This is a genomic window from Devosia honganensis (assembly GCF_042648785.1).
Classification (GTDB): domain Bacteria; phylum Pseudomonadota; class Alphaproteobacteria; order Rhizobiales; family Devosiaceae; genus Devosia; species Devosia honganensis.
In genome coordinates, this window is sequence record NZ_JBHRYD010000018.1 from 1 (window position 1) to 24,681 (window position 24,681).

The following is a 24,681-nucleotide window of genomic DNA, read 5'->3' on the forward strand; positions in this document are numbered from 1 at the left end:
CCGCGATACCCGCCAAATGACCCTCCAGTTCTCACCAGATTAAACCGGACAGCAGTGGGCTTGACCCGAGGGCCTCTTTCCACGTGCAGGAAACCCGGGTTTCGGGGCGCCCAGGCCGGCCCTCGGGTCAAGCCCGAGTGCAGCAAAGTGCTTGTGTGGGCAACAAATATCGATCCAGGAAGGTCCAAAGTAAACACTCCCCCTCAAGGGGAGGGAGCGCTGGTCGTCGCTCTCATGGCCTTTTCTCTTTCAATCGCTCCACCGGAGCGATTGACCCTGCGGGACGGTTCGAAGTCCGGCCTACGGCTTGACGGCCGCCAGTTCGGCGCTGCGTTCGGCGCGCAGTTCCTGGGTCACCGGGGGCAGGTATTTGTCGCAGGCGCCATTGTGGTTCACGAGCGAGCCGACGATGTCGTAGGCCGCTTCCGCCATCAGCCAGCGGACCCCCGCATGCAGGCCTTCCTGCGACTTGTCGCCGATCTTGATGTCGAACAATTCGTTGGAGAAGAAGCGGAACACCGAGGCATAGACTTCGGTGCCGACCGCCTGCTTGGCGTAGGAGCCGGCGCGCACGATGCGGGTGGTGCGCGTATTGGTGACGCGGATATCGGCGGCCGCGGTCAGCGCGAAGCTCCGTGCCCCGCCGCCGATGCCGCCGACCACGGCCTCCGCGCCGCCCGAATAGGTGTTGAAATCGAGCTGGGTCAGCGCGCCGTCGATGACATAGTCGGAGCCGCGGATCGATCCCTTGGTCACCGGCCGGAAATCGACCGTCTGGTTGCCGACCGTGGTTTGCCCGCCATCGCCCAGGATCTGCTCCTTGGCGCGGGCGATCTCCCATTCGGTGACCACGGTATTGCTGCGGTTCACCTGGGCGATGCCGGCCTTCTGCAGCGCCGTGATCAGCATTGCGGCGGCGTCGCGCGGCACGAAGCCGCCTTCTTCGGAGGTGAACTTGTTGGTCTGGTCGGTGATGGTGTGTACCGCGACCACGATGCCGGCGCGGCGCACTTCGGGCGAGCGGCTGAGGCACACCAGCGCCTCGTCGGCCGGGGTCGCCGTCGCGATGGGGACGGGGCCGTGGAACTGCGCGTGGGGCCGCGTCATCGGCGTCAGCGCGGTACAGCCGGCCAGGGTCAGGGCGGCCAGCGCCGGGGCGAGGATTTTCAGCATCCGAACATGCCTCCGGTGACGTTGAAGCTGGAGCCCGAGCAATCGCGGGTCTGGCTCTGATCGCCGCTATTGGTCTGGTTGACCGTGATCACGTTGTTCGAGCCGCTGACATTGATGACGGTGGAGTTGCCGACCTGTCCGGTGCCGCTGCCCCCGCCCAGCCCGGAGCCGCTTCCCAAAAGGCCGAGCAGTTCCAGCCGCGAGCGCTCGACGGTCAGGTTGACCTGGCGCTGGCTGTCCGAGCGGAATTGATAGGGCCGGCTTTCCCCCAGTCCGTTGCCGAAAGCCGGCAGTGTCAGGCTGACGAGGCCGGCCACGAGGACGGGGATGAGTAGTGATGATCGCAAAGCGTCCCTCCTTTTTCGGGATCCGCCCGTTCGGCGCGGGGCTAGAATTCGAGGCAGTTTTCGGAACTGCACCATGCCCCCCGGGTGATCTCGGGGGGATCCGGCCACTCGCCCGGCTTGCTGTTCACGTAATGGGCCGCCTGCGCCCCATAGGCGGCGAAGGCGGCATCGAGCTTGTCCCGGCAAAGCGAAGCTGCCTGGGAGGCGACGAATTTGTTGAGGCTGGCCTGCGTCTCGGTGTCGACGAGGTCGGGCAGGGTCTGGTTGAGCTCGCCGAAAAAGGCGGTGACCGTCTCGGTCCTGGCCGCCGGGCTGCTCGCGACGAACGGATCGCAGGTGACGGCGGCGGAGCGGAGGCTGATCAGCGACGACAGGAAGTCCGAGGGATCATACTCGGGCGCGTCCTGGGCGACAGACGCCGCCAGGAAAGCCAGATTCGCTGCCACCACAATAGTTTGCGACCAAGTTCTCACGAATCCGACTACCCCTGTAATTTGTCGTCATCATACGCTTAGCCATTGAAGTGTCTATGGATTTCAAGCAACAGGGGCGCCGATTAATAGAATTTACTTATGCGACAGCTATTTAGATGCAGTAACAAACGAGGGGCCGGAAAACCGCTCCCCCGGGACGGCGCAGGACCGGAGCCTCGGGCCATGTTTCGCCGGGCGTTCGGGTCACTGCGTTTCCGCGCGTTTGCAGGTAAATAATCCCGAATGCAGCCGGGCCCAGGGCAGCAAGACGCCGCCGGCAACGGTCTCCCGGTGCCGGCGGCGCTGACGTTTTCCGTTTGTGGGAGGGCAGGGCGCCCCGGCCCGCTCGGGGCCTAGATCATGCCATTTCCGACCGTCATGGCGATCAGGAACAGGGCGGCGCCGACGACCCATACGCCGCCGGCCAGCATGATGATGGCCTGCATGGGCTCCAGTCCGGTCTTGTCGGCTTCGTACATTATGGGCTCCTTTTCAAAACGGGGATCATTGTCCGGGGCGCGGGAACCATTTCCTGGCGAGGCTTTCGCGAAATCCCTTGCGCCGCAGTTTTTCCGCCATCAGCGATTTGACCATCTCGCCGGCGGGCCGCCGGCCCAGCGGCAACCGGTAGGTCTGGTCGCCCAATTGCGCATGAATGACGCCGCCTTCGACGAAATAGGTGGCTTTGTGGATCTCGCCGTCCAGTTGTATCTCGACATCTTGGACCAGGCCGTCGCGTTCCATGGATGCCTCCCGCCGCTGCCGCATAGTCCCGCCGACGCGTGCGCAGGTCAAGAGGCTCGGGGGTAATGATATTTCTGCCGGGCAGCGGCAGGGGAAATGGAATTCGCGCATGAAAAACCCCGGTAGCCGAAGCTGCCGGGGTCTTTTTATCGGTCTTCGATATTTTTCAATCGCGTTCCGATGAAAGGATAACGGGCGGTGCCCGCATCGGTTCCATGGTGAGCGATTTTTTTACACCGGACTTCATCGGCTGGCGCTCAGGAGCCGGGCAAGAGGCATTCGGCCCGTTCCGGATCGAGTTCCATCAAGCGGTTGGAGGCCACGTCGAACCGGGCCGCCCAGACGGTACTATCGGTTTCGAGCCATCCGCCCATATCGGTGGCCGCCGCCAGGCCGATCACCGAAGCGTCGATAATCCCATCGAGATGGCATTCCTCGAAGGCCCAGAATTGCCCGGGAGGCTGCGGCGGTGCGTCGAGTTCGTCGACGATTTCCCAGATCGTGTCGCTCCCGGCGTCTCCGATGGATTTCTGGGCGAGGATTTTCACGACCGCTCCGTCCGGCCCGTTGAGCGCGGCGATGGAATAGGCGCAGATATCCTCGCCGGCCGGAATGCAGGACCCCAGATCGCTGGAAAAGCCGTCGGGATAGGGCGGCACGACGCTCCCCGTCAGTTCGGAAGCGGCGGCCGGGAAGGTGCCGATACAGGCGATCGCCAGGATAAGAAGCCTCATGAGCCGCAGGCAAGCACATATCCCGGCCGCTGCCAAGCAATGCGCCCATGCTCGTGGCGTGGCGGCGATCGGCGAATGCCGGGTTCAGACGCGGCCGAATTCGTCCTCGATGCGGATGATGTCGTCTTCCCCGAGATAGGAGCCGGTCTGCACCTCGATCAGTTCGAGTTCGATCTTGCCGGGATTGGCGAGGCGGTGCGCGCATCCCACCGGCAGATAGATCGACTGGTTCTCCGTCAGCGTAGTGACGGTGCCGTCGACCGTCACCTCCGCCGTGCCCCGCACCACCACCCAGTGCTCGGCGCGGTGATGATGCTTTTGCAGGCTGAGCTTCCGGCCCGGCTTGACGAAAAGCCGCTTCACCTGGAAGCGGTCGCCGTTGAGCACCGAAGAATAGCCGCCCCAGGGGCGATGGGTGGTGCGGTGGTTTTCCGTCAGCGCCCGGGTTGCCGGATCGGCCTTGAGGCGCTTGACCAGGGGGCCGATCTTCTGCGCCTCGGACAGCTTGCCCACCCAGACCGCGTCCTCGCTGACCACCACGGCGATATCGTCCAGGCCCTGCACCACCACATGGCCGTGGTCGCTGATCACCAGGGCATTGGCGGTGTCGGTCAGCGTCGCCGAGCCGGCGACGGCATTGCCGCTGGCATCGCGCCGGCGTTCCTGCCACACCGCGTCCCAGGCGCCCAGGTCGGACCAGTGGAACGATACCGGCAGCACGGCGGCGCGCCCGGTCTTTTCGAAGATGGCGTAGTCGACCGAGATATCCGGCGCCCGGGCGAATTCGGCCTCGTCGATCCGGATGAAGTCGAGGTCGGTGCGGGCCCGGCCGACGCCCGCGATGGCCGCTTCATGGGTGGCCGGGGCCAAGCGCCTCGTCTCCTCGAGGAAGGTGCGGGCGCCCAGCATGAACATGCCGGAATTCCATACATAGCCGCCTGCGGCCAGCATGCTTTCGGCGGTGGCGGCGTCGGGCTTTTCGGTGAAGCGGGCCACCTTGCTGACGCCGCCCGGCAGCGCCTCGCCGACCTGGATATAGCCATAGCCGGTTTCGGCGCGGCGAGGCCGGATGCCGAAGGTGACGAGCAGGCCGGTGCGGGCGGCCGCGGCGGCCGTGTCGACGGCCTGCCAGTAATCGTCGCCGGTGCCGATGACGTGGTCGGAGGCCAGGACGTGCAGCACCGCCTCGGCGCCGAAATGCTCGATGGCATAGGCCGCGGCGGCGGCGATGGCGGCGGCGGTGTTGCGGGCGACGGGCTCGAGCAGGATGCCGCCCAGCGCAATGCCGGTCTCCTGCGCCTGTTCGGCGACGATGAAGCGGTAGTCGGCATTGGTGAGCACCAGCGCGGGCGCATAGCGCTCAGTGCCGCAAACGCGCCGCAGGGTTTCCTGGAAGAGGCTGCAAGAGCCGGTCAGCGGCAGGAACTGCTTGGGCCGCGCCGAGCGCGACAATGGCCAGAGGCGCGTGCCCTGGCCGCCTGCCAGAATTACCGGAACGATCAATTCCCGCCTCCTCATGTCGCGACTCCAGCAATACCAGTTATTCGGCCTCTTATCCGGTAAGAACACGAAACCGCGCCCCATTCGTCAATCTTGCTCCGGATGGACGAGTGCCTGAACTTCATGGAAGACTGCTTTTGCTTGGGAACCGGGCCGGATCGCCCGGTAGCTTTGGTGACGGGTGGCATATCGTGAGCAAGGTGGCGCTGATTACGGGGGTAACCGGACAGGACGGCGCCTATCTGGCGCGCTTGTTGCTCGATAAGGACTATATTGTCCATGGGATCAAGCGGCGGTCGTCCTCATTCAATACCGGCCGCATCGAGGACATCTATGAGGATCCGCACGAGGCCGACCCCAGGCTGATCCTGCATTACGGGGACCTGACCGACACGGCCAATCTCATCCGGATCATTCAGCAGGCGCAGCCGGACGAAATCTACAATCTCGCCGCCCAGAGTCATGTGCGGGTATCGTTCGAGCTCCCCGAATATACCGCCAATGCCAACGCCATCGGCACCTTGCGGCTGCTCGAGGCGCTGCGCATCCTCGGGCTGGAGGCGAAGACCCGCTTTTATCAAGCCTCCACCTCCGAGCTCTTTGGCGCGGCGCCGGCCGTGCCCCAGGACGAGACCACGCCCTTCATCCCCCGCTCGCCCTATGCGGCGGCCAAGCTCTATGCCTATTGGATCGTGGTGAATTATCGCGAGGCCTATGGGCTGCACGCCTCGAACGGAATCCTGTTCAATCACGAAAGTCCGTTGCGGGGCGAAACCTTCGTCACCCGCAAGATAACGCGCGCCGTCGCCGCCATTCATCTGGGCCGGCAGGACAGGCTCCATCTGGGCAATCTGGATGCGCGGCGGGATTGGGGCCATGCGCGCGATTATGTCCGGGCCATGTGGCTGATGCTGCAGCAGGAGCGGGCGGACGATTATGTGCTGGCCACGGGCGTGACGACGCCGGTGCGGCAGTTCGTGGAATGGGCCTTCGCCGATATCGGCATCGCTCTCGAATGGCGGGGCGAGGGTGTCGGCGAGACCGGCCATGATGCCGCGTCCGGACGGTGCCTCGTCGCGGTCGACTCGCGCTATTTCCGTCCCACCGAGGTGGATGTGCTGCTGGGCAATCCGCAAAAGGCCCGGGAGAAGCTCGGCTGGTCGCACCGGACCAGTGTGCGCGAGCTGGCGCGCGAGATGGTGCGGGAGGATCTCAGGATCATGTGCGCGGGGAAGGAGTGAAGCCGTGTACGCTCTGGCGGGAAAGAAAATATGGGTCGCCGGGCACCGGGGCATGGTGGGCAGCGCCGTGGTGCGCCGGCTCGCCGCGAAGGATTGCGCGGTGCTCACGGCGGGCCGCGAGGAAGTGGACCTGACGCGCCAGGCGGAGGTGGAGCGTTTCCTGCTCGAGGCCCGGCCGGATGCCATCGTCCTGGCGGCGGCGAAAGTGGGCGGCATTCTCGCCAATGACCGGCTGCCGGCGGAGTTTATCTACAACAATCTGGCGATCGCGGCGAATGTGGTGCATGCGGCCCACAGGGCGGATGTCGACAGGCTGCTGATGCTGGGATCGAGCTGCATCTATCCTAAATTCGCGCCGCAGCCGATTCCGGAGGACGCCCTGCTGTCCGGGCCGCTCGAGCCGACCAATGAATGGTATGCCGTCGCCAAGATCGCCGGCATCAAGCTCGCCCAGGCCTATCGGAAGCAGTATGGGCGGGACTATATCGCGGCCATACCGGCAAATCTTTACGGCCCCGGCGACGATTTCGATCCGGCCTCCAGCCATGTGCTGCCGGCGCTGATCCGCAGGGCGCACGAGGCCAAGCGCAGCGGCGCCGCGTCCATCGCCATCTGGGGCACCGGCACGCCGTATCGCGAATTCCTGCATGCCGACGATTGTGCCGATGCGCTGTTGTTCCTGCTCGAGACCTATTCCGCGCACGACCCCGTCAACGTCGGCTCAGGGAGTGAACTGACGATCCTGGACCTGGCCAGGCTGGTATGTCGCGTGGTCGGCTTTACCGGCGAGATCGTCACCGACCCGCAAAAACCCGACGGCACGCCCCGCAAGCTGATGAGCGCGGCAAAACTCCGGGACGCCGGCTGGCGCCCGCGCATCGGCCTCGAGGAGGGCGTGCGCGGCACCTATGAGTGGTTTCTCGGGCATGTCGCCGGGCGTGAGGGAGCCACTTGACCTTGATCAGGCTGCGTCCCATCCTGTGGGACGACGGCGCAGGGGGAGACAGTGTCGATGAAGTCCCGCCTTTTTTACGCGATGCTGCTTGTCGCGGCCCCGGCCGGCGCCGCCGAGCCGGTCAATATGCTGATGATGGACGGCACCTGCGAAACCCTTACCCTGGGCGCCGAGGATTTTAGCGCGCAGTGCCAGGATCAGGTGATGCAGATGGTCTACGATACGGGGCGCGCGGGGCTTTATGCCTTCGCCGACGGCCTGATCGTCACCTTTTCGGGCGCTGCTGATGAAATAGTGGGCGAGGAAATCCATCAGGTGCTCGATCAGGTCCTGCTGGGACGCGGCGAGGCCGATATCCGCACCGAGAAGGTGCGGGGGAACTGCGTCTTCGAAAATCCCTATCAGGGCGTCGCCGCCCGGTTCACCTGCTCGGCTGCCGGCAAGGGCGAAGCCCGCTACGAACTGGTCTTCGTCACCGACGGCAAGGCGCCCGTCGACCGCCTCGCCGGCGATTGATCGCACAGCCAGTGAACTCTCATCGCGATGGGAGCGGGTCAAACCTTGATTGAATAACCATGCTAATTCGAAGCCAAACCTCCTTTGGTATTGGAAGGCGCAGCCTTGGCCGCAAATGCTGCGGCCACACCGAGGAGAAGTGCGGCGAGCACGAACGGACTCCACCACCCGGTGATGTCGAAAAGAAGTCCCCCACCAGCGGCACCAAACGTGATGGCAAACTGTATCAGTGCGACCTGCAGGCCGCCGGCCGCTTCCATGTCATTTGGCACAACCCTGGCTATCCAGGTGAACCAGGCTACTGGAATGGGATTGGCCAGTAGACCCCAGAGCAGCAGCAAGATGACAGTCACGCTCGGGATATGACCGGTCGGGACTAGCGTCAAAGATATCACTGCCATGGCGACGGGAAGGCCGATGAGGGCCGCTCTGAGATGATTTCGGAGCACGAACCCTGCCATGATCGTGCCGATCAGCCCGGCAATGCCAATCCCAAACAGCATCAGCGACAAGCCGTTCACGTTCATGCCGGTTACGCCTTCAAGAAACGGCCGCACATATGTAAACATTGCATAGCGGCCCATGAAGGCGAGCGTGACGGCAGTCATGCCGATCGCGAAAATAGGACTATGAAACAGCCCAAACATCCGGCGCACCGAGACGGTATGTGATGCTGGCATGGCCGGCAGGGCAATGGCCTGCCAGATAAGGCCGGTTATGCCGATTGGCACAATCATGAAGAAGGCAGCCCGCCATCCGATCAGGCCGGCCAGGAAAGCGCCGAGCGGAATCGCTATCAAGGCTGCCAGCGCTCCTCCCCCCTGCAGGATTGTAATTGCCTTTGGCAGGTCCTTACTGGTCACAAGACGCGCCAGAATTGCAGTCGACAAGGACCAGAAGCCGCCAACAGTAATACCGATCAGCGCACGCCCTATGATGAAAACCAAATAGTTCGGCGCAAAGGTTATTGCGACACCCGACAGGACCAGCGCGCCAGTATACATCATGACCGCAATGCGGCGATCAAGCCGTGTCAGGAGCGAATTGCCCAGCAAGCTGGTAGCAATAGCGAAAAGGCCGGATACTGAAATTGCCTGTCCTAGCTGGCCTTCGGTAATGCCAAGATCGTTTGCGATCGGGGTCAACAGGTTGGCGGGCAGAAATTCGGATGCGCTCACCGTGAATGCCAGCAGCGACAGGCATATCACTGCATTCCAATAGGCAGCATCACCGGAACTCTGTGCGTTCGCACCCGTCATTTTGACCTCACACCGAAAATCATCGCCCCAGCCTAATCGAGCCGGACTGATGCGATTAGATGATGAAATCTGGATGCACTTGTGATTAGAATTCACGAATGTCCAACTATCACCTAAATGACCTCCAGGCCTTCCTCGCCGTTGCTCGGGAGCGGAGTTTTTCACGCGCTGCGGCGAAAATGGGGGTTAGTGCCTCCGCCATCAGCCACGCCGTTCGGCGGCTTGAGGAAAGGCAAAAGGTGCGTCTGCTATCGCGCACGACGCGCAGCGTTGCTCCAACGGAGATCGGAGAGGCCCTGATCCGGTCGATCGGCCCTCATTTCGAAGGTATCGAAACCGAGTTGGCTGCCCTGACCCGGTTTCGCGATCTCCCTGCTGGCCATGTTCGAATCTCCTGCGTCGACAGCATGATCGAAGCCATTTTCAGGCCGATGTTGCGCGAATTTCTTCGTGCGTATCCCGACGTTTCGGTGGAGTTTGTCATCGATAACGGAATGGTGGATATCGTCGCAGAACGCTTTGATGCGGGCGTAAGGATGGGAGACTCCATCTCCAAGGACATGATTGCAGTGCGCATCGGTCCGGACTTCCGCTTCACGTGCGTGGCTACACCGGAATACTTGATGAACCGGAGCGCGCCTCAGAAACCCCAAGATTTGATTGACCACCAGTGTATCAACCTGCGCCTCACAACCGCGGGATCATGTTACGCATGGGAGTTCGGCAAGGACGACAGAAGAGTTAATGTGAGGGTCGAAGGACAACTGACGTTCAACAGCATCATTCCGATCCTAGGCGCCGCACTAGACGGCCACGGCGTAGCCTTTGTCCCGGAGAGAATGTCTCGTCCTTACCTTGACAACGGACAGCTTGTTGAGGTGCTGAGAGACTGGTCAATCGTATGGCAAGGTCATCATCTATATTACCCCAACCGACGTCTGAGTTCACCGGCCTTTGCCGCGCTCATCGACGCACTCCGCTATCGAAACGAATAGGCCACCGCCTTTGGCGAAATCCGCGTGGAACTTTTGGCGGCAGTTTGCACCACGATCCTGCATTTCCTCGCTCTATTTGTGCTTTGTTCTCATTCGTGAGAATTTGGGGCTTGCCTCAAAAGCCCCGTTTGCCTATGTGTCCCGGCAGTCGGGGCGTAGCGCAGTCTGGTAGCGCATTTGTCTGGGGGACAAAGGGTCGTCGGTTCAAATCCGGCCGCTCCGACCATTCAATCTCAAGGTTCCCGGGCGTTACAGGATGGGTCGGGGTGTCCGGTCCCGGCCTTCGTTTTACAGCTTTCCGGCTATTTTACAGCTTGGCGAGCTTTTCGTTCCGTTTTTCCAACCTTGTGACGGCGGAATCGCCAGCCAGATAGTGCTTGCGGATGATCGTCTCGGCGTCCTTTTCCGAGTGCCCGGTTACCTCGGCAATCTCACGGATCGACGCCCCCTCACGATGGGCCAGCGTGACAAAGGTGCCGCGCAGATCGTGGAAAGTTACTCCCTTGACGCCGGCGGCCTCCATTGCCTTTGCCCACGACGACCGGAAGCCCTCGGTGTAGGGCCTTCCGCTCCGGTTCGTCAGGATTGTCACAGCAGTCCGCTTCTGCGCGTCCAGTAGAGCCTTAAGCTCCTGCGCCACCTTTACCCTCACCCGCGTGCCTGTCTTGCCCTGCCGCAGCGTAATGTGGGTTCCGTCATAGGCGGACCACGTGAGCGCCAGAAGGTCGCCTTGCCGCTGCCCGGTCCAACGGGCCAGTTCAAGCGCCAGCACCATCCTGGCCGGTGCCTTGGCCTTGAAGGCGGCAACCTGCTCGTCGGTCCAGATCACGTCCTTACGGGTGCTGTCCGCCAGCTTCGCTATCTTCTCCAGTGGATGCCGGTCGATATCCTCACGGTCCACGGCGAAGGCGATAATCTTGCTCAAGACGGCCATCACCATGTCGCCGGCGCGCGGCGTGGATGTGAATGTGGTATCCCGCCATTCCAGCAGCATCTTCCGCGCCCCGCGCTCGCCTAGGGCAGCGATCGGCAGGTCAAAGTATTCGGCCTCAATCTTATCGATGGCCCAGTCGTAGGATTTCTTGGTGCTTGCTGCGAGGTTACGGTAGGCAGGGCTCTTGAGGTACTCTCGGACCAGCTCGGAAAGAGTGCCCTTGCCCGGCGCGTCCGGCCTCGCCCTTGTCAGGCGGTGATATTCAGCGAGAAAGCCGCGCGTGTTCGGCTTGGCATTGATCCTCGGCCCGCCGCGCCAAGCGTAGTAATAGGTGACGCGCTCCCCGCTGGCGAGCTTGGCCTTGACCTTATGAATGCCCACCAGCTTCACCAGCATTGCGTTTTGCCTTCCACCGTTCGAGAGCGGAAGGCTCTTTCTCGGCGGCAAGGCGATCAACGGGAAGGAATAGGGCTTCGCCGTTTTTCACCACAATCCCCATAGTTATCCCCGCGTCGGCTGCGCCTTGCAGGATGCGCTTCACGTCGCTCTGGCGGATGAGGGCGGGTCGTGCCGTCATCCCTCACCCCCAATCTGGCGGATGGCGGCGGCACGGATATGCTCTGGCGCAAACTCGCCATGAAATCTAACTGCGGCGTCGGCATATGCCCTTTGGGCATCTTCAATGGTTGAGAACGTCCCAAGCCACACATCCTTGCCATCAGCTTTGATTTTAGCCGAGAACTTCCCGTTCTCCCGGATGCGAATTCCTTTGAGCCCAGACTTGCTGTCCTTCCTGACTCTGGCGTTTCTGCAGTTTTCGGTTTTGGTGGCAGGACGAAGATTATCTGGACGGTTATCAGATGGGTCGCCGTTTATGTGGTCTATGAGTGCCGGAATCGCATGCCATTCAATCCTGTGGTGGATGGCATAGATGATGCGATGAATTAAAATGCTTCTGCCGAAGATATAGACCTTCCCGTGCCCAGAGCGTGACGGGCTCCCGGCTGGTTTTCGTGCCCACTTTGCGTTGAATCCGCGTTGATCTCGTGCGCTAGTAAACTGCCAGATTGGACGCTCTCGGTAAGCAAGGCCGTATGGACACGAGAAATCGATCTCAAACGTTTCATTCAAAAGATCGAGCGAAATATCGTGTATCCACATTTTCCCTCTCCTCTCCGCAGCAACAAGGGCGCGGGCGACTATGGGCTGAAATGCTTCCATCCTTGCTCCTCGCTCAGCAACGACCTGAGAAGCAAGCCTGTATGCCTCATCCCAGGCCCATTGCGGGCACCATTCTGGCAGATCATTCTGCATGGTGGGGCTCCAAGGCTGCGCGGCCGGTGTCGGTGCGCCTCCACGATGAAGGCTGACCTCTGCCACCCTCGACAACACGCTCGACAAGGCCACGGCGCCACAGCGCTTCCAGAACTGCCCTGGTTCGAGGCGTCTTGATCCGGCACATACGCGCTATGTCGCTGGTCCAATATGCGTCCCGATCATCGGTCCTGCGAAGAACCAGAAACTGTTCGTCGGTCAACTTCATCACCTCTCTCCTTCCTGGGTGAGAGCGGAGCGGCCGGCCGGTTTGCTTCCCACGTTGACTTTGCCGTCATGCTTAACCAGCAGCGACTTTAGGCCTGTCGGAGGATAGTCTTTTGCCACAGCCGTCAATTCAAATTCACCGCGCAAACCGCCGTCGATGGGTGCGATAAACTTCAACAGTTCGCGTCGGGTCAGGCTGCTGGCAGCGTTAAGGGCTCTTCCGCTGCACACGATGCTATCAGCGCTCCAAGCTGTCAAAAGCACGCGCAATTGCCCGGGCGGAAGGCGTAGCCATTCAATATTCGGCGTTTCTTTCGTCAGCTTCATTCCTCGCCCTCCTGTGTTTGGAGGGCGGAAGAGGCGGCGCGCGCTACAACATCGGGGAGTCCGGCCGCCAGTGCGTTCTGGATGACCTCTCTCAGCCTCACGCTCTCAGCCGCTTCATCCCGATATCGCCCCTCCCAGTATCGATGATCGGCGGGGTTGCTGGTGAGGCGAACGATATTCGCCTCAAGCCTCTCGTTCTCGGCAGTGAGCTTCTGCACCTGCTGGTCGGCGGCTTCGGTTCGAGCGGCCAAGGAGATATTCCACTCCTGCAATGCATCAAAATCCTCCGCCCATGCGTCGAGAACATTGCCCAGCCTGCACAGGAAACTATACAGGTCGACCATATCCTGCTCGGGATCGGGTACAGTCTCGCCCGCAACGAACGCGGAAGCCGACCACATTCGGGTTTCCTCCAAATATTTCAGGATCGAGCTAGACTTCAGGTCTATATCGCGCGCCACAGCCTTATTGCGGATCGTTTCGCCGTGCTTGATTTGCTCGATGCGAAATGCGGCTTTAGCGTCATCCCTCTCCCGCGTCAGCCGATCGACCTGGTCGGCTTTGCATTGGATGACGGCCAGAGCATCGGACAAGCGTACCAGGGGCTCCCCGTTGTCGCGCAGTCCTTCGACTGGCTTCAGCCTATCATCAGGGGCGGGGAGGGCCTCGCCATCCATTGCGCTATTCCAGCCGCAGTTCGGGCAGAACACCACTTCCTCGGCCTTCTCGTTCAACTCAACCATTGTGGGGCTCTCTGGAAAGGGCGGACAGAGCGTCGAACAAGTCTTGCTCGCCCATGTTCATCAGGTTCCGCGCTTCCGGTGCGAAAATGGACATATCGAACGGGTCTGAAAATTTGTCGATCATCTGTGACCGTGCTCCCCATATTTGACGCGGCGCGTAGCCCACGCACGACTTCTGATTTCTCTGATTTCATCGGCTGGTTTCTTTGCGGCCTTTTTGCGCGGCGCGCGTCCCGGCATCCATGGCCCATCATCCAGCCCGGTTTCGTCCGGTCGGTGGTCGTGCGGGAAGGCGATAATGCCGCCGCAAACCGAGCAGATGGGCGCCCCCGCCTTTGCCGCCGCTTGATGGAGCGCGATATATGCTTCAAGCGGGCTCATTGCTGTTCTGGCTCCTGGAAAAAAGCGAGGCCAACGCCCTTGGTTGTCGGTCGCGATGCAGTTTTCTGCGGCTGCGCTTTAGGGAAGCCGCGTGACTGAAATTTCGGGGCAGGGCGGATGCCGGCCTGGCGCTGACGGATGCGGGCGCTCTTGGCTTTCTCCGCTACGTCCTCACGTGTCTTTGCCTTGTGGCACCAGTCGCAGAGGCATTGCAGGTTGGCTTCGGAATGGGCGCCGCCATTGATGAGGGCGATGACGTGATCGGCCTGCCACTTGTCGCCGGGCCCGAGCTTACGGCCACAGCACTGGCAGCGCCCGCCGGCGCGCTCGAACACGCGCAGCCTGACCCTCGGCGGAATGGCCTGGTCATCCGTCTTGCCGATCCAGAGGGCAGGGGATCTAGCCATGATCGACCACCGTGAACCTCGGGCCATCGTCCGTGGCCTCAACAGACAAAACCCCGCGGCGACCCAGCCGCCGCAGCAGGCGGTTCACCTCTGATGTGACGGTGGCGTCTCTGCCGGGGCAGTAGCTGCCGCCCGGCATGGCTTTGATAAGATCGACCAGTTTTGCTTCGGAGGGGGTGAGCTTCATGCCGCCGCCCTCACATCAGCCGGGTCGGCGCCGATCAATTCAGCGCACCAGTTCAGCACGGCCTCTTTCGATGCCTGGAACGTCGCCTTGTTCATCGAGCGCATGTCCTGGCTCATCGCGTGGTAGACGGTGACTATCGCCCCCTCGACGGTGACGATCTGATAGGCGTCATAAGGCCGGATCACGGCGGCCAGGCGCTCGGCCTCGGCTGCTGATTTGCAGGCATGCTGCACCATCGTGTGATATCCGGTGCGGATCAGCGCATGCTTGCGCAGGATTTCAGGATTGCCGAACTGTGGGCGCAGATGGTCGGGCAGGGTGTCCCATATCTGCTTGAGGACAGCGAAATAATGAGCGTGGGTCGCGTGCGACCGGGCGTGGATTTCCTCCAGCGTGACGTTCTCACCCACGACAAAGCGCTTGTCGCACTCTGCCTGCCAGAAGCGGGTGGCCGGCACCATGGCATCACCTTGCCATTGAAATACGATAGGTCGCTCGGTCATCTGAATTTCTCCGGGCCGCTTATTCGGCTGCTCACCCTGGGGGCAGGGCTCACCCGGTCCCTTTCGGTAACTAAACGCGAAGCAGCTCGGCAGCGCGCCGACCAGCTTCGGGTAACTCGAATGCTTCGGGGATGCTGTAGAGGCGGGTCAGGTCGGCCACGGTGGCGTCGACTTCGGCCAGGAAGGCCATGACCTCGGCTTCCAACTCGGCAATGTGGGCGTCATCGCGCGGCAAACGGCGCACGAACAGCCGCATTTCTTCCGGCATCCGAGGATCGAACGAGACGAAATCGCACCACTGGCGCCCGGTGCAGGCCATCTGCCAGAGCATCTGTGTCTGATATTTGCCGGGGATCGACTGTCCGCGCAGCGTCTCGATGTGCGTCGCAGTGTTCGGGCACTTGATTTCGACCAAACCATTGGTGCCGATCAGGCCGTCAGGGCTGGCGCCGCTCATCGCAATGGACGGATGCTCGACAAAGGCGATCTGCTCGACCTCGGCGTCAGTGCGGAACTCATAGGCAAGACGCGCTTCCGGCTCCTGCTCGGTGCCCCACTGCATCGCCGCGTTGCTGAAACTCTCGGCAACGGTGCCCGTCAGGCGCTCGGCAATGAGCTGGGCAGCATAGTTGGCGCGCGAGGCGCCCCAGCCGGTCTTGGTCTTGGCGACAACATCGGCCACGCGGGAGGCGGTGACCTTGCCGCAACGGATAGCGAACCAGTCGGCAGAGCCTTGCTCGAAATCGCTCATTGTGCTGCCCTCGCCTTCTTGGCGTTGAGCTTGGCAACAGCGTCCTTGAACTTCGAAGCGGGGATCGAAGGCAGCCCGTCAACCTTCATTACCTGGCAGAACTTGGCCGTGTCCGAATTGGTTTCGTCCAGAAGCCCCCGGATCACTGCGACCTGTTCGGCGTCGATAAGTTCGCCCATGCCGGCGGCATTGCCGTCATCATCGCCAGAGGCAGCTAGGCCGAGCGCCTGGACCAACGTGTAGCGCTGCAAATAGGTCAGGGTGGACCCAATGGCCTGGATCGCGTTCTTGCTGCCCGAGGCGTCAGCAGGGCCGGCGAGGCTGTTCTCTTCCGAGTGCCCGCCTTCATGCGTCAGAACGCAGGTGACGGTGATGCGGTCGCTTTGGTCCGTCCTAAACCGATAGGACAGGCCGAGCGCCGAAATGATGGGATCAACCACCTTGGCGTATGCAGAAAAGTCGGCATACTTCTTGTTGTTGTGCCCGGTTGCGTTCTTCGCTACGGGTGGGATCGTCGCCTTAGCCTGGGCGACTGCGGCGTCGAAGGCTTTCTTTGCGGCGGCGGCGTCGATCCGTTCCTTGAGCACGATGAACCGCTCGATACGGTCTGGGTCCATTTCCGGGTTCATCGCCATCCGCTCGATGACGGACAGGATTGCAGCGCTCTCCGAAGCGGCGGGCGCCAGCGGCATTGTTTCGACCGGCTGGGCCGTGCGGATTTCCATTGCCTGGGACATATCGGCTCCTATCCGCGCAGCCAGTGCGCGAGCTCGAAAAGAATTGGGGTTGCGATGACGAACACGGCCAGATGGAGCGCCGCTTCGCGCAGTTGTTCGCGGATCGGCAACAGGCCGGTGGCAGAGGGGATCTGGTGGGAGAGGGTGTTCATGCTGCAGCCTGCTCGCTGGCCAGCTTGTGGGCCTGCGCTTGCTCTGGCGTGGCAATCTCGAACATTGGGTGGTTCTTGCCCTCAGCATCCACCACTTCGAGCTTGTGAAGGCGGAAAAATCCTCCGAGGGTCCAGTTGCACCCTTTGCCCGGCGGCGTTCCGCGCCTGTGCTCGCCAGCGCCAGTGCCGCGACCGATGCAGCTAAAGCCGACTTTGGGTTCAATTTCCTCGAACGTTTTTCCGGTGGCGCGCATCCAGTCGGCGCCAGACTGCACGGTGGCGCAGATCGGGCAGACGAATGCACAGTGCATGTGGTGCCCAACGCCCTGCGCCTTGAGAGCGGCGTGAAACTCCGGGATCGTCATCGTCTCAGCCATTCTTGGCCTCTTTGGTTATGGGTGATCGGGATAGGCGGGATAGCCATGCGGCATCCTGCGTAGGCGCGGGGCGATAGACCCATTTGCCGTCGATGATGGTGGGTTTGAGGATCATGGCCCGAGCCTCAGCAATGGCAGTTGCCAGACACGGCGGGATTGCCGCGCGGCTGTCCGCACATGAGGCAGCAGCCGGGTTTGGTCTTGGCGCGGATATGGGACAAGTCATCGTCGTGGTAGGCCATTGGCTTGCCGCAGCCATGGCATTTGGTGTCCGGACGCCCGTCCGAATTCATCGACGCCACGCCGCAGCAAGACGAAAACGGAGTGCTGTTGAATGGTCCGGCGGTGAATGTGTGCGCCATCTCATCCCACCTTCTTCATAGAGGCGGCATCGAGGGCCATTTTCCGCCGGTAAATTCTGCGGTTCCGAACAACGCGCTTGGTCGTTGCCATGGCATCCGCCACCATTTCACTCGTCGCTTCGTCCAGAAGCTCATCGGAGAGCATGTCGAGGCCGTATCGGGCGAAAAGGGACAGAACAGCATCACGAGCGGCGCGGTCGCCAAAGCTCTTGATGAAGCGGGTTTTGCGTTCGCGGGTGGATTCCATGGCGGTCAATCCGTGTAAGCGATGTATGAAAACTTGCCGCCGCCGAAACTCTCAAAGCGGCCACCAAATGTGCCCTTCACGCGCTGCTCGACCTCGGCGCGCGTTGTGCCGGGCGGGTAAACGCCTTGGCATTTTTGCGAGCTGCTGGAGTGCATACTGATCGTGTAGTCGATCTTGGTGGGGTCCAAGACGCGCTGAACCTTCTCGACGTAGTTCACCGCGCCGAGATAGATCGTGCCTTCGGCCTCTACGATCAGGTCGTCTTTGGCGTCCCAATCGCAAACGGGACAGAACTCGCGTGGTGTGGTGCAGTGGCCGCAAGGAGGGTTGATGTGGCAGGAGCAACAGCCATCGCTGTCGTGCTGCTCGATGATCCCGGCGCATCCGTTCCGGTTGCAGATGTGACCAGCTTCAAACCCGGCGTCGGTTGATAGTGTCATGTCGGTCACCACGCCTGCTGCCAGTGCGCATCGGGATCGCCGGGGTGGCCGGACAGGCTCAGCCCCTCGACCTCACGAACCTGATCCCAGAGAGCGCCGCCAGCTTCCAATTCAGCGTCGGCAATCTCCATGACCTTGAGGCGGATAGCCTTGGCCAGTGCATCGCCGTTCTTGAGCGAAACGCCATCGACCAGCACGTCAGTGACGCGGGCAGCCAGATCGAAGCCGTCGCGGGACAGCCCACATTCGACATCGACCTCACACTCGAAGTCATGGAACAACGTCAAGTTCTGATCCTTCATGCCGAAGATCAGCGCCGGAATGTCGGTGCAGTAGTCGTATCGACCGTGGGGCTTGTAGGTGTTGGTCATCTTGCCCTCCATTGGACAGAACCGCTTGCTACTGCCGACCGCGTGGATCGGCAGAGGGAAGGGGTCATGGGTTGATGATCCAGGCGTGGGTGACCTTGCGGCGACGGTACTTCTCAACCGGCTTAACCGGTTCCGATCCGCGATTGTCCAGAACAAGTCCGTCACGCAGAACCAGCACGTGACCGGGGATGCGGATGAGATAGGTGGCGCTCTTGAGAGTGTGCATTTCGCTGAATGCACCCAGCGCAATCGAAGCTCCGGCGGGAACCGCCCAGCGAAAACGTACTTTGAAGTGCCGCAGCGCCTTTTCGTAGTAGCTCGACTTGGTCCAGCCCTTCCACGCGCCGGGCCGCTTGATCCCCATGGCCTTCTCAAACCATAGGCGCATGGTTTCGTAGTCCTGACCGGTCACGACAGCGAGAGCGGTAATCCCGCAGTTCGGGAGGTCGGAAACAAAACCGTCTGGCCGCTCGAACTTCATTCTTCCATCTCCCATCCTTGAGCAGAGCCGTGCTCGCTCGGTTGATGGGGAGACCGTACAAAACGTACGACAGGCGGTCAAGTACAAAATGTACGATGGATGAAAGATTTTCGTACGGTGGGAATCACAGGCACAAAAAAGCCCGCCGGAGCGGGCTGGGGGTTATTCTCTGATTTGCTGCCTGCCATCGACCAGGCGACGATTCACCGAATGGCGCTGGCGATCCATGAGCTTCGTGCCTTGCCGCTTATGCGGCTTGCAGAGCAGGCATCCGGCCCGAGTGGATTTCGGGCCTTTCCTCTTGTGGTGCATTCCCATCTCCGATCACTGCCGGTGCGCCCCTGTGGCGCCCGCGTGGCTTCGGAGTGGTGAGTTTGCTGGTCATGACCTGAATCTACCGCAGGGCGGGGCAAAGAAAAAGCCCCGGTGGTGGCCGGGGCTTCGGAGGGTGCTATTTAGCTTTTTTTCTGGCCAGCCTGTCCGCCGCAATGGCACGGCCAATCACAGTAGCGCTGGCATTTGTGGCGGCATGGCACTGCACAAATCCGTGGCTATCCTCCTCCTCCATACGTTCGACCGAAAGCGCTTCTGCCGCTGCAATGAATGCCAGTTCTCGTACGTTTAGATTGTCGCGTAGATTGGCCTTTGCAGGGAGACGCTTTGCCGCCTTGAGGGCTTTGGCGGGGCCTCCGAGCACCCTTTCGTAGGTTACGTTGGTGCAAATTGCATACTCACGACCTTGGCTAACGCCTCTGGTGTGCAACTCGTTTGTAAACTGGTTGCGCACCACGCGGCCCATGGCTCGTCTGGCAACCCACTCGTTCGCTTCTGCCGTTGCCCTGCTGAGTACCTCGTCGGCGATGAGAGGGTCGCCTGCTTTGTATCGGAGAAATACCTCTCGCACCTCAAGGGCTAGCTTCGCGTCCAGGTATTCCGCATACGCCAAGGCGAGGCGGATATCAGCAAAAGTGCCAATACCGTGCTTAACGTAATGCACTGATCTTACTTCTGAATCCGTCCAGTTATGGGATTTTCCCGTGCTCTTTTCGAGCAGCGCGTTGACCAGTCGGTTGGTGGTCGGGAGACGCATCCAGTCAGCTGGCAAGCGGTTTTTTGGAGCGCCAGCGGCGGCCCATACATCGTTCAGGCGAGCAAGCCCATCAGTCGTGAAGCGTACCGTTTGATTGCGGACAATGAAGTCAGGCACGTCAGTCATATAAAGACACCTTTATGTCAGTGCCTTTGGGGTTGACCGCACCGTCAATTTCGTTAGAAGGTGCTCTTGCTAAAGAGGTCGTCCAAAAGGCGATTAAAGAAACCGCCCGCTCTCCGCACGAGAGACGGGCGTTTTCTATTTCGCCGAGATTCACGGCTGGCGTCAAGTGCCAGAACGTTCTGGCAACGTGCCGCCCCACCTTAAGCCTCAGTTCAGCTTTCCCTTCATCCATTCCCGGAATCTCATCCAGCGCTCGATAAGGCTCTCCAGTTTCGCGGCTTTGCCGGGATAAGCCTCGGCGATTTGCTCTAGGATCGTGATTTCATCGCCTATCAGCCCCATATCCGAGGTCGGATATTGGCCAGCCGCCGCCATTTCTGCATATCGAACCAGGGTTTGGCGGCTCAGGATAATGCGCTGATCGGCTTCGGCGGGGGTCAACGTTCGTCCTCAATCTCCCCGATAGCCTTTCCGGCAACCGTGATATGCAGCATTCCGTCGATCTCGACTGCCAAGCCTCGGGACAGCAGGAATCCCACTAGCCCTTCATCCTCGCGGCCGTGCATGCTGTTCGTGGAAATGGCGCCCTGGGATAATCGGCGGAGCACGTGATAAATCTGGACCGGCACGTATTCCAACTGCCCCTGCGTCGGGGCTATCGCCAATGCCTCCAGCACCGCATCTGCCTGGTCTAGATAGCTTTCCCACATGGGCCGGCCTTCGAATTTGATATCTTCTGGATGGCCGTCAAAACTGCATAGAGCGCGGGCGGCGAGTTCTCTGGCGGACTTGGGCCTGCGTGGAGCCATCAGGCCACCGCGTGGCAACGGCCGTTATCAGCCGGCGCAACCGCGAGCTTCATCCCCATGGCGCGAACGATCTTCATCACCGTGCCAAACTCAGGGTTTCCCTCGTCGCTGAGGGTGCGGTAGAGGCTTTCACGCGACACGCCAGCATCGCGGGCGATCTGGGTCATGCCGCGCGCACGGGCGACGACGCCGAGCGCATGGGAAACCATTTTCGGGTCGTCGCTGTCGATGGCTTCTTGCAGATACGCAAGGACAGCCTCATCGCTCGTCAGGTATTCGGCGCTGTCATATTTGTGCAGTTTAACCATGTGACGCATCCTTTATCTCTGCGGCTAATGCCTTGGCGATCTTGATGTCGCTTTTCTGAGAGGACTTGTCGCCACCACAAAGCAGGATCACCACCACGTTGCCACGGCGGATGAAATAGACCCGATAGCCAGGGCCATAATCTATCCGCATCTCGGAAACACCGCCACCTACTGGCTCGGCATCTCCGGGATTTCCAAGCTGTAGCCGGTCAATCCGCGTCGTGATTTTTGCAACCGCTTTGTGGTCGCGCAGTCCTCCCAGCCAAGCGTCGAAAATGTCGGTCCGGTAAACTTCGATCTCGTCGTTTGGCGTGGTCATATGTAGCCTACGAACTACAGTTTAACAAGGGATGAACGGCGGTTTGGTTCCTCGGCCCGATCACAACAGCGTTGCGGCCAGCGCAAGGCAGGGCACCGATGAAGCGTCCGAAAGGCCATCCAATCCCTCTCCACAGCCACCTTATCCCCGTCTTGACCGTTCTGGATTACACTTCTTGGATGATCCGGCGAACACGGCCAAAAACGTACATATCAGTCTCCGGTGTGACCGGGATCGACATGTGGTCAGGATCAAACGAAAAGGGCTGTAGGCGCTCAGGCTCCCGGCGATACGTCTTGAACGTAGCGGCGCCACCATCAAGGGCAAAAACATAATATTTACCGTCGATTAGCGTGCTGTCTGCGCGGTTCACGATGATTATAGAGCCTTCTGGCGCGATCCTGTTCATGGAGCTCCCGTCAACGCCGAGGGCGATCCAGTCACCTGGAGGAAGATCGGCCAGCCGCACATAACGCTCTACGTCAGCCGCCGTGACGCCTGGCTGGTCGCGCATCCGCCCTGCGCTCACCATGGAGACCATGGGGATATCAAGCTGGCGTGGCGCGGCCGCATCTTCCACCCCATAGAGATACCAGCCGGGCGTATGGCCGAAAACCCTCGACAGGACGGCTGCTGCATTCTTTGAGATTTCGCGGTTTCCATTCGTCATGCTGGTGAGCAGATCTTTGCCAACTCGGCCAGACTTCAGGATGCGTTCATTCGCGCGCCATGCGTCGGTCGGATTATCATATCCGCTCTCTTGAATAGCCTGCTTTAACCGGTCTTTTTGTTCCATCTGTACGGTATGCACCAGCATCATCGTTCAAGGTGTACGATTTCGCTTGAAAAAGCGTCGTACGTTTTGTACGTTACTGGCATGTCGAACGCACCCATCTCGATTTCCGACCTAATTTCTAAGTGGCCAACCATTGGCGAGTTCGCGGCCTCCATCGGCTGCGGGTATGAGGCTGCGCGGCAAATGAGGCTTCGCAACCGCATCGCTCCAGAGCATTGGCCGAGTGTGGTTTCTGCTTCCGAGCGCAATGGCGTGGACGGCGTGACGCTGGAGTGGCTTGCTGTTCAGCGCGCGCCCAACACCTCCCCCTCTCCCCAAAAGGCAAGCGCATGACTGCCGCCTCGCTCATCAAGGCCGAGTTCAAGCGGGCCACTGCTTCTGCCGATCCCCTGATCAGGCTCAAGCATCCCTCTGGGCTCTATCTCAACATCGACGGTTCGGGACTGACGGAAAGGTCTGACTTCGGCGGCTGCTACTCGGGCCGCGCGCATCAGGTCGCCAACATGCGCCGGGTCAATTCGCTCGCGGCCGAGTGCCGGGAAGTGGAGGCTTAGATGACCGATGGCGTTGCCGACGACGAGCTTGCCGCATTCATCGACCGCATTCTGCGGATGAAAGCCGAGGAAGACGCGATCAAAGCAGATGTGCGCGAAATCTATGCCGAAGCGAAGGCTCGCGGGTACGACAAGACGCGCCTTGGCGAGGTCGTTTCGCATATTCGAAAGGTCGAGAAGGACGCAGATGGCGAAGCAGAAAAGGAAGTCATCCGCGACCTGTATCTGACCGCCTACTACCGGGCCAAAAACAAGCCTCACGCGCATGCGTACGCGAGGGCCGAAATGGGAATCGGCTCCAAGGCTAGCAATTCCGGGCTTCACAGCTTGAAAACGGCCTCCGAGGAAATCACCCCCGAACACGACGCCGAAACCGGCGAAATCACCGAACAGCAGGATGCCCCCCATCCTGCCGGCGACCTGACCAATCCCCCATCCCTCTCTGGTCAGGTCGCACCCCATCCCGTAGCGAAAGCTGCCGATGAAGCGGCCCCCGGGTCTGCGATGTCCGAGGCATCGACGGTTGTCGATGCGCCGGAGGAAGCCGAGGCGGCGAGTAGGCCTGATGCTGGGCGGACAGCATCTGCAACGTCTGAGGATATGGACGTGACGGGCGGAGAGAGTGCCGCAAAGGACGGAGGGCAAGAGCTTTCTGTATCGAGCGCACCTGCCAGCGCCATAGAATTCGAGGATAGCGCCTCGGATGCCGGGCGGGCTCCGTCCACCGAACAATTCCCGCCGGTGCCAATGAGGCGCCTGCCGTACGCGGATTGCTTTCCAGCAGTCCTCGGGGCTGCATATGAGCGCCTTGGCGACGATATTGGGACCAATGGTGTGCAGCGCCCCATCGTGCGCATGGGCGATGTGATTGTTGATGGCTGGGCTCGCTATAACATCTGCCGCGCACTCGGCGTCGAATACCCGGTAATCCAGTACAGCGGCAATGACGTTTTGATGGACGTGATTGCATGGCAGCGCCGCGACCGTGATTTCACGCCGGCGCAGGAAAAGCAGATCGCCGCAAAGCTGGTGAAGGCTGTTCCGCATCGAGCCGCTGACATTCTGGCCGCGTTCGACCTGGCCGAAGAAATGGCGGGTGCGGAATGACCCGTCGCCCTGGCCGTCTTTCTCCATCACGCATCCTCTGGCCGTCCATCTACGGTGGCGTTCTCGTTCTCGTGACGATCCACGTCATGATCATCGTGGGGGCGCTTTCGTGATGGTATCCGCACGTCTTTCCACCATTGCGGACGGGAACGGGGCAGGGAGCGCCAAGGCATCCCTGGCAGTTTCTCCGTCACTTCCTGCTTCCCTCGATCACTACCAAGCTCACGCTGTCTGTTCTGCGTCTCGTGGGCTTGGTCGTGGCCGTGGCCACATTGTCAGAAACCAAACGAAGAAAGGGTTCCCCTTCTCCATCTCGGTTGCTGACGCTTTTACCTCCCTGAACTGGCCGGGCCTCCGGGTCCGGCGCTTTTCCCGAATTCCAGATCGGCGCGCGGCTCCCTCCCTCTCGCAGCGCCGTAGGCCGGTGCGGATTTCCTCCTCCATCCGTACCGGCCGCTCCATTCACGCGGTCAAGTTGACGCTTGGCCTCGTGCAACATTTGCCGACGCACAAGTTTCCTGAACTCCGGTGTCGTCGGTATCTCGCTCAATCTCTGCGCCTTTCTTCGTCACGTTCACTCGATGGTTCAAAAACTATCGAGAGGGCTTTGACGGATGCGCAAAAATCCTTTGCTCCCGGAGCAAAAGAAAATGACTGACTTGTCGGTTGTAGATGAGGCTGCCTGTTGGGCCG

37 protein-coding genes and 1 tRNA gene are annotated in these 24,681 nt (G+C 60.9%); 7 read left to right on the plus strand and 31 right to left on the minus strand.

Going from position 1 to position 24,681, the window contains the following annotated elements:
• Nucleotides 1-300 precede the first annotated feature (300 nt).
• The 7 genes from ACFOOL_RS16255 to ACFOOL_RS16285 form a co-directional block, all read right to left on the minus strand.
• Nucleotides 301-1,173, minus strand: coding sequence for a CsgG/HfaB family protein (locus tag ACFOOL_RS16255; RefSeq protein WP_380098423.1), 873 nt, complete (start codon nucleotides 1,171-1,173; stop codon nucleotides 301-303).
• Nucleotides 1,167-1,520, minus strand: coding sequence for a hypothetical protein (locus ACFOOL_RS16260; protein ID WP_380098424.1), 354 nt, complete (start codon nucleotides 1,518-1,520; stop codon nucleotides 1,167-1,169). The genes ACFOOL_RS16255 and ACFOOL_RS16260 overlap by 7 nt, the downstream gene beginning before the upstream one ends.
• Before the next feature lie 41 nt (nucleotides 1,521-1,561).
• Entirely contained in the window at nucleotides 1,562-1,966 is a 405-nt protein-coding gene (locus ACFOOL_RS16265; RefSeq protein ID WP_380098426.1) for a hypothetical protein, read from the minus strand.
• Between the two features lie 380 nt (nucleotides 1,967-2,346).
• A complete protein-coding gene (locus tag ACFOOL_RS16270; RefSeq protein ID WP_380098427.1) occupies nucleotides 2,347-2,472 on the minus strand; it encodes a hypothetical protein in 126 nt (41 codons plus the stop codon).
• Between the two features lie 25 nt (nucleotides 2,473-2,497).
• Nucleotides 2,498-2,737 (minus strand): hypothetical protein, encoded by a 240-nt coding sequence (locus ACFOOL_RS16275; RefSeq protein ID WP_380098428.1) that lies wholly within the window; start codon nucleotides 2,735-2,737, stop codon nucleotides 2,498-2,500.
• A 257-nt stretch (nucleotides 2,738-2,994) separates the two neighbouring features.
• Nucleotides 2,995-3,471 (minus strand): hypothetical protein, encoded by a 477-nt coding sequence (locus tag ACFOOL_RS16280; protein ID WP_380098429.1) that lies wholly within the window; start codon nucleotides 3,469-3,471, stop codon nucleotides 2,995-2,997.
• 84 nt (nucleotides 3,472-3,555) lie between these two features.
• Entirely contained in the window at nucleotides 3,556-4,989 is a 1,434-nt protein-coding gene (locus ACFOOL_RS16285) for a mannose-1-phosphate guanylyltransferase/mannose-6-phosphate isomerase (RefSeq protein WP_380098430.1), read from the minus strand.
• A gap of 173 nt (nucleotides 4,990-5,162) precedes the next feature.
• Between ACFOOL_RS16285 and gmd the strand changes: the two genes are divergently transcribed.
• From gmd to ACFOOL_RS16300, 3 genes are read left to right on the plus strand one after another with little or no spacing between them, the layout of a single operon-like run.
• Nucleotides 5,163-6,212 (plus strand): GDP-mannose 4,6-dehydratase, encoded by a 1,050-nt coding sequence (gmd, locus tag ACFOOL_RS16290; RefSeq protein WP_380098432.1) that lies wholly within the window; start codon nucleotides 5,163-5,165, stop codon nucleotides 6,210-6,212.
• A gap of 4 nt (nucleotides 6,213-6,216) precedes the next feature.
• Nucleotides 6,217-7,167, plus strand: coding sequence for a GDP-L-fucose synthase (gene fcl / locus ACFOOL_RS16295; protein ID WP_380098433.1), 951 nt, complete (start codon nucleotides 6,217-6,219; stop codon nucleotides 7,165-7,167).
• A 57-nt stretch (nucleotides 7,168-7,224) separates the two neighbouring features.
• Nucleotides 7,225-7,683, plus strand: coding sequence for a hypothetical protein (locus tag ACFOOL_RS16300; protein ID WP_380098435.1), 459 nt, complete (start codon nucleotides 7,225-7,227; stop codon nucleotides 7,681-7,683).
• 62 nt (nucleotides 7,684-7,745) lie between these two features.
• Here ACFOOL_RS16300 and ACFOOL_RS16305 read toward each other — a convergent pair whose 3' ends face one another.
• Complete coding sequence (locus tag ACFOOL_RS16305) at nucleotides 7,746-8,942, minus strand: MFS transporter (protein WP_380098436.1); 1,197 nt, start codon at nucleotides 8,940-8,942, stop codon at nucleotides 7,746-7,748.
• 98 nt (nucleotides 8,943-9,040) lie between these two features.
• Here ACFOOL_RS16305 and ACFOOL_RS16310 point away from each other — a divergent pair, with 98 nt between their 5' ends.
• The gene (locus tag ACFOOL_RS16310; RefSeq protein WP_380098438.1) at nucleotides 9,041-9,937 is read left to right on the plus strand and encodes a LysR family transcriptional regulator; all 897 of its coding nucleotides are present in this window, start codon (nucleotides 9,041-9,043) and stop codon (nucleotides 9,935-9,937) included.
• A 149-nt stretch (nucleotides 9,938-10,086) separates the two neighbouring features.
• Nucleotides 10,087-10,163, plus strand: a tRNA-Pro gene (locus tag ACFOOL_RS16315).
• Nucleotides 10,164-10,244: 81 nt separating this feature from the next.
• Here the strand turns inward: ACFOOL_RS16315 and ACFOOL_RS16320 are convergent.
• The 23 genes from ACFOOL_RS16320 to ACFOOL_RS16430 form a co-directional block, all read right to left on the minus strand.
• The gene (locus ACFOOL_RS16320; protein ID WP_380098440.1) at nucleotides 10,245-11,267 is read right to left on the minus strand and encodes a tyrosine-type recombinase/integrase; all 1,023 of its coding nucleotides are present in this window, start codon (nucleotides 11,265-11,267) and stop codon (nucleotides 10,245-10,247) included.
• Nucleotides 11,239-11,448, minus strand: coding sequence for a hypothetical protein (locus ACFOOL_RS16325; RefSeq protein ID WP_380098441.1), 210 nt, complete (start codon nucleotides 11,446-11,448; stop codon nucleotides 11,239-11,241). Before ACFOOL_RS16325 ends, ACFOOL_RS16320 begins: the two co-directional genes overlap by 29 nt.
• A complete protein-coding gene (locus ACFOOL_RS16330; RefSeq protein WP_380098444.1) occupies nucleotides 11,445-12,185 on the minus strand; it encodes an HNH endonuclease in 741 nt (246 codons plus the stop codon). The genes ACFOOL_RS16325 and ACFOOL_RS16330 overlap by 4 nt, the downstream gene beginning before the upstream one ends.
• A gap of 228 nt (nucleotides 12,186-12,413) precedes the next feature.
• The gene (locus ACFOOL_RS16335) at nucleotides 12,414-12,740 is read right to left on the minus strand and encodes a hypothetical protein (RefSeq protein WP_380098445.1); all 327 of its coding nucleotides are present in this window, start codon (nucleotides 12,738-12,740) and stop codon (nucleotides 12,414-12,416) included.
• On the minus strand, nucleotides 12,737-13,483 hold the full coding sequence (locus ACFOOL_RS16340) for a hypothetical protein (protein WP_380098446.1): 747 nt from the start codon (nucleotides 13,481-13,483) through the stop codon (nucleotides 12,737-12,739). Before ACFOOL_RS16340 ends, ACFOOL_RS16335 begins: the two co-directional genes overlap by 4 nt.
• Nucleotides 13,476-13,607, minus strand: a complete 132-nt coding sequence (locus tag ACFOOL_RS16345; protein ID WP_380098447.1) for a hypothetical protein — start codon at nucleotides 13,605-13,607, stop codon at nucleotides 13,476-13,478. Before ACFOOL_RS16345 ends, ACFOOL_RS16340 begins: the two co-directional genes overlap by 8 nt.
• Nucleotides 13,608-13,860: 253 nt before the next feature.
• A complete protein-coding gene (locus ACFOOL_RS16350) occupies nucleotides 13,861-14,271 on the minus strand; it encodes an HNH endonuclease (protein ID WP_380098448.1) in 411 nt (136 codons plus the stop codon).
• Nucleotides 14,264-14,458, minus strand: a complete 195-nt coding sequence (locus ACFOOL_RS16355) for a hypothetical protein (RefSeq protein ID WP_380098449.1) — start codon at nucleotides 14,456-14,458, stop codon at nucleotides 14,264-14,266. Before ACFOOL_RS16355 ends, ACFOOL_RS16350 begins: the two co-directional genes overlap by 8 nt.
• A complete protein-coding gene (locus ACFOOL_RS16360) occupies nucleotides 14,455-14,961 on the minus strand; it encodes a hypothetical protein (protein WP_380098450.1) in 507 nt (168 codons plus the stop codon). Before ACFOOL_RS16360 ends, ACFOOL_RS16355 begins: the two co-directional genes overlap by 4 nt.
• A 70-nt stretch (nucleotides 14,962-15,031) precedes the next feature.
• Nucleotides 15,032-15,712, minus strand: a complete 681-nt coding sequence (locus ACFOOL_RS16365; RefSeq protein ID WP_380098452.1) for a lambda exonuclease family protein — start codon at nucleotides 15,710-15,712, stop codon at nucleotides 15,032-15,034.
• Nucleotides 15,709-16,449 (minus strand): ERF family protein, encoded by a 741-nt coding sequence (locus ACFOOL_RS16370; RefSeq protein ID WP_380098453.1) that lies wholly within the window; start codon nucleotides 16,447-16,449, stop codon nucleotides 15,709-15,711. The genes ACFOOL_RS16365 and ACFOOL_RS16370 overlap by 4 nt, the downstream gene beginning before the upstream one ends.
• 8 nt (nucleotides 16,450-16,457) lie before the next feature.
• Nucleotides 16,458-16,601: a hypothetical protein gene (locus tag ACFOOL_RS16375; RefSeq protein ID WP_380098454.1), complete on the minus strand. Its 144-nt coding sequence runs from the start codon at nucleotides 16,599-16,601 to the stop codon at nucleotides 16,458-16,460.
• Nucleotides 16,598-16,978, minus strand: a complete 381-nt coding sequence (locus ACFOOL_RS16380) for a VVA0879 family protein (protein WP_380098456.1) — start codon at nucleotides 16,976-16,978, stop codon at nucleotides 16,598-16,600. The genes ACFOOL_RS16375 and ACFOOL_RS16380 overlap by 4 nt, the downstream gene beginning before the upstream one ends.
• A 363-nt stretch (nucleotides 16,979-17,341) precedes the next feature.
• Complete coding sequence (locus tag ACFOOL_RS16385) at nucleotides 17,342-17,587, minus strand: hypothetical protein (RefSeq protein ID WP_380098457.1); 246 nt, start codon at nucleotides 17,585-17,587, stop codon at nucleotides 17,342-17,344.
• Nucleotides 17,588-17,592: 5 nt separating this feature from the next.
• Nucleotides 17,593-18,036 (minus strand): hypothetical protein, encoded by a 444-nt coding sequence (locus tag ACFOOL_RS16390; RefSeq protein ID WP_380098459.1) that lies wholly within the window; start codon nucleotides 18,034-18,036, stop codon nucleotides 17,593-17,595.
• Complete coding sequence (locus ACFOOL_RS16395; protein ID WP_380098460.1) at nucleotides 18,033-18,398, minus strand: hypothetical protein; 366 nt, start codon at nucleotides 18,396-18,398, stop codon at nucleotides 18,033-18,035. Before ACFOOL_RS16395 ends, ACFOOL_RS16390 begins: the two co-directional genes overlap by 4 nt.
• Nucleotides 18,399-18,462: 64 nt before the next feature.
• Nucleotides 18,463-18,879, minus strand: a complete 417-nt coding sequence (locus ACFOOL_RS16400; protein ID WP_380098462.1) for a hypothetical protein — start codon at nucleotides 18,877-18,879, stop codon at nucleotides 18,463-18,465.
• 451 nt (nucleotides 18,880-19,330) lie between these two features.
• On the minus strand, nucleotides 19,331-20,095 hold the full coding sequence (locus tag ACFOOL_RS16405; RefSeq protein WP_380098463.1) for a KilA-N domain-containing protein: 765 nt from the start codon (nucleotides 20,093-20,095) through the stop codon (nucleotides 19,331-19,333).
• A gap of 207 nt (nucleotides 20,096-20,302) precedes the next feature.
• Entirely contained in the window at nucleotides 20,303-20,536 is a 234-nt protein-coding gene (locus tag ACFOOL_RS16410; RefSeq protein ID WP_380098465.1) for a hypothetical protein, read from the minus strand.
• Nucleotides 20,533-20,904 carry a hypothetical protein gene (locus ACFOOL_RS16415; protein ID WP_380098467.1) on the minus strand — a complete coding sequence of 124 codons (372 nt, stop codon included), beginning with the start codon at nucleotides 20,902-20,904 and terminating at the stop codon, nucleotides 20,533-20,535. The genes ACFOOL_RS16410 and ACFOOL_RS16415 overlap by 4 nt, the downstream gene beginning before the upstream one ends.
• A complete protein-coding gene (locus ACFOOL_RS16420) occupies nucleotides 20,904-21,212 on the minus strand; it encodes an addiction module antidote protein (protein WP_380098469.1) in 309 nt (102 codons plus the stop codon). The genes ACFOOL_RS16415 and ACFOOL_RS16420 overlap by 1 nt, the downstream gene beginning before the upstream one ends.
• Entirely contained in the window at nucleotides 21,205-21,531 is a 327-nt protein-coding gene (locus ACFOOL_RS16425) for a type II toxin-antitoxin system RelE/ParE family toxin (RefSeq protein WP_380098470.1), read from the minus strand. The genes ACFOOL_RS16420 and ACFOOL_RS16425 overlap by 8 nt, the downstream gene beginning before the upstream one ends.
• A 166-nt stretch (nucleotides 21,532-21,697) precedes the next feature.
• The gene (locus ACFOOL_RS16430; protein ID WP_380098472.1) at nucleotides 21,698-22,348 is read right to left on the minus strand and encodes a S24 family peptidase; all 651 of its coding nucleotides are present in this window, start codon (nucleotides 22,346-22,348) and stop codon (nucleotides 21,698-21,700) included.
• A gap of 308 nt (nucleotides 22,349-22,656) precedes the next feature.
• Between ACFOOL_RS16430 and ACFOOL_RS16435 the strand changes: the two genes are divergently transcribed.
• Both ACFOOL_RS16435 and ACFOOL_RS16440 read left to right on the plus strand, forming a co-directional pair.
• Nucleotides 22,657-22,881, plus strand: a complete 225-nt coding sequence (locus ACFOOL_RS16435; protein ID WP_380097567.1) for a hypothetical protein — start codon at nucleotides 22,657-22,659, stop codon at nucleotides 22,879-22,881.
• Nucleotides 22,882-23,988, plus strand: coding sequence for a GapR family DNA-binding domain-containing protein (locus tag ACFOOL_RS16440; RefSeq protein ID WP_380098474.1), 1,107 nt, complete (start codon nucleotides 22,882-22,884; stop codon nucleotides 23,986-23,988).
• The last annotated feature ends 693 nt before the right edge of the window (nucleotides 23,989-24,681 follow it).

What these genes read in the sequence shown, in the direction of transcription:
- ACFOOL_RS16255 (WP_380098423.1), bottom strand. Translation starts at nt 1,173, where the DNA reads ATGCTGAAAATCCTCGCCCCGGCGCTGGCCGCCCTGACCCTGGCCGGC.
- ACFOOL_RS16270 (WP_380098427.1), bottom strand. Translation starts at nt 2,472, where the DNA reads ATGTACGAAGCCGACAAGACCGGACTGGAGCCCATGCAGGCCATCATC.
- ACFOOL_RS16275 (WP_380098428.1), bottom strand. Translation starts at nt 2,737, where the DNA reads ATGGAACGCGACGGCCTGGTCCAAGATGTCGAGATACAACTGGACGGC.
- ACFOOL_RS16280 (WP_380098429.1), bottom strand. Translation starts at nt 3,471, where the DNA reads ATGAGGCTTCTTATCCTGGCGATCGCCTGTATCGGCACCTTCCCGGCC.
- ACFOOL_RS16285 (WP_380098430.1), bottom strand. Translation starts at nt 4,989, where the DNA reads ATGAGGAGGCGGGAATTGATCGTTCCGGTAATTCTGGCAGGCGGCCAG.
- ACFOOL_RS16300 (WP_380098435.1), top strand. Translation starts at nt 7,225, where the DNA reads ATGAAGTCCCGCCTTTTTTACGCGATGCTGCTTGTCGCGGCCCCGGCC.
- ACFOOL_RS16305 (WP_380098436.1), bottom strand. Translation starts at nt 8,942, where the DNA reads ATGACGGGTGCGAACGCACAGAGTTCCGGTGATGCTGCCTATTGGAAT.
- ACFOOL_RS16310 (WP_380098438.1), top strand. Translation starts at nt 9,041, where the DNA reads ATGTCCAACTATCACCTAAATGACCTCCAGGCCTTCCTCGCCGTTGCT.
- ACFOOL_RS16320 (WP_380098440.1), bottom strand. Translation starts at nt 11,267, where the DNA reads ATGCTGGTGAAGCTGGTGGGCATTCATAAGGTCAAGGCCAAGCTCGCC.
- ACFOOL_RS16325 (WP_380098441.1), bottom strand. Translation starts at nt 11,448, where the DNA reads ATGACGGCACGACCCGCCCTCATCCGCCAGAGCGACGTGAAGCGCATC.
- ACFOOL_RS16330 (WP_380098444.1), bottom strand. Translation starts at nt 12,185, where the DNA reads ATGCAGAATGATCTGCCAGAATGGTGCCCGCAATGGGCCTGGGATGAG.
- ACFOOL_RS16335 (WP_380098445.1), bottom strand. Translation starts at nt 12,740, where the DNA reads ATGAAGCTGACGAAAGAAACGCCGAATATTGAATGGCTACGCCTTCCG.
- ACFOOL_RS16340 (WP_380098446.1), bottom strand. Translation starts at nt 13,483, where the DNA reads ATGGTTGAGTTGAACGAGAAGGCCGAGGAAGTGGTGTTCTGCCCGAAC.
- ACFOOL_RS16345 (WP_380098447.1), bottom strand. Translation starts at nt 13,607, where the DNA reads ATGATCGACAAATTTTCAGACCCGTTCGATATGTCCATTTTCGCACCG.
- ACFOOL_RS16350 (WP_380098448.1), bottom strand. Translation starts at nt 14,271, where the DNA reads ATGGCTAGATCCCCTGCCCTCTGGATCGGCAAGACGGATGACCAGGCC.
- ACFOOL_RS16355 (WP_380098449.1), bottom strand. Translation starts at nt 14,458, where the DNA reads ATGAAGCTCACCCCCTCCGAAGCAAAACTGGTCGATCTTATCAAAGCC.
- ACFOOL_RS16360 (WP_380098450.1), bottom strand. Translation starts at nt 14,961, where the DNA reads ATGACCGAGCGACCTATCGTATTTCAATGGCAAGGTGATGCCATGGTG.
- ACFOOL_RS16365 (WP_380098452.1), bottom strand. Translation starts at nt 15,712, where the DNA reads ATGAGCGATTTCGAGCAAGGCTCTGCCGACTGGTTCGCTATCCGTTGC.
- ACFOOL_RS16370 (WP_380098453.1), bottom strand. Translation starts at nt 16,449, where the DNA reads ATGTCCCAGGCAATGGAAATCCGCACGGCCCAGCCGGTCGAAACAATG.
- ACFOOL_RS16375 (WP_380098454.1), bottom strand. Translation starts at nt 16,601, where the DNA reads ATGAACACCCTCTCCCACCAGATCCCCTCTGCCACCGGCCTGTTGCCG.
- ACFOOL_RS16380 (WP_380098456.1), bottom strand. Translation starts at nt 16,978, where the DNA reads ATGGCTGAGACGATGACGATCCCGGAGTTTCACGCCGCTCTCAAGGCG.
- ACFOOL_RS16385 (WP_380098457.1), bottom strand. Translation starts at nt 17,587, where the DNA reads ATGGAATCCACCCGCGAACGCAAAACCCGCTTCATCAAGAGCTTTGGC.
- ACFOOL_RS16395 (WP_380098460.1), bottom strand. Translation starts at nt 18,398, where the DNA reads ATGACCAACACCTACAAGCCCCACGGTCGATACGACTACTGCACCGAC.
- ACFOOL_RS16400 (WP_380098462.1), bottom strand. Translation starts at nt 18,879, where the DNA reads ATGAAGTTCGAGCGGCCAGACGGTTTTGTTTCCGACCTCCCGAACTGC.
- ACFOOL_RS16405 (WP_380098463.1), bottom strand. Translation starts at nt 20,095, where the DNA reads ATGACTGACGTGCCTGACTTCATTGTCCGCAATCAAACGGTACGCTTC.
- ACFOOL_RS16415 (WP_380098467.1), bottom strand. Translation starts at nt 20,904, where the DNA reads ATGGCTCCACGCAGGCCCAAGTCCGCCAGAGAACTCGCCGCCCGCGCT.
- ACFOOL_RS16420 (WP_380098469.1), bottom strand. Translation starts at nt 21,212, where the DNA reads ATGGTTAAACTGCACAAATATGACAGCGCCGAATACCTGACGAGCGAT.
- ACFOOL_RS16425 (WP_380098470.1), bottom strand. Translation starts at nt 21,531, where the DNA reads ATGACCACGCCAAACGACGAGATCGAAGTTTACCGGACCGACATTTTC.
- ACFOOL_RS16430 (WP_380098472.1), bottom strand. Translation starts at nt 22,348, where the DNA reads ATGCTGGTGCATACCGTACAGATGGAACAAAAAGACCGGTTAAAGCAG.
- ACFOOL_RS16435 (WP_380097567.1), top strand. Translation starts at nt 22,657, where the DNA reads ATGACTGCCGCCTCGCTCATCAAGGCCGAGTTCAAGCGGGCCACTGCT.
- ACFOOL_RS16440 (WP_380098474.1), top strand. Translation starts at nt 22,882, where the DNA reads ATGACCGATGGCGTTGCCGACGACGAGCTTGCCGCATTCATCGACCGC.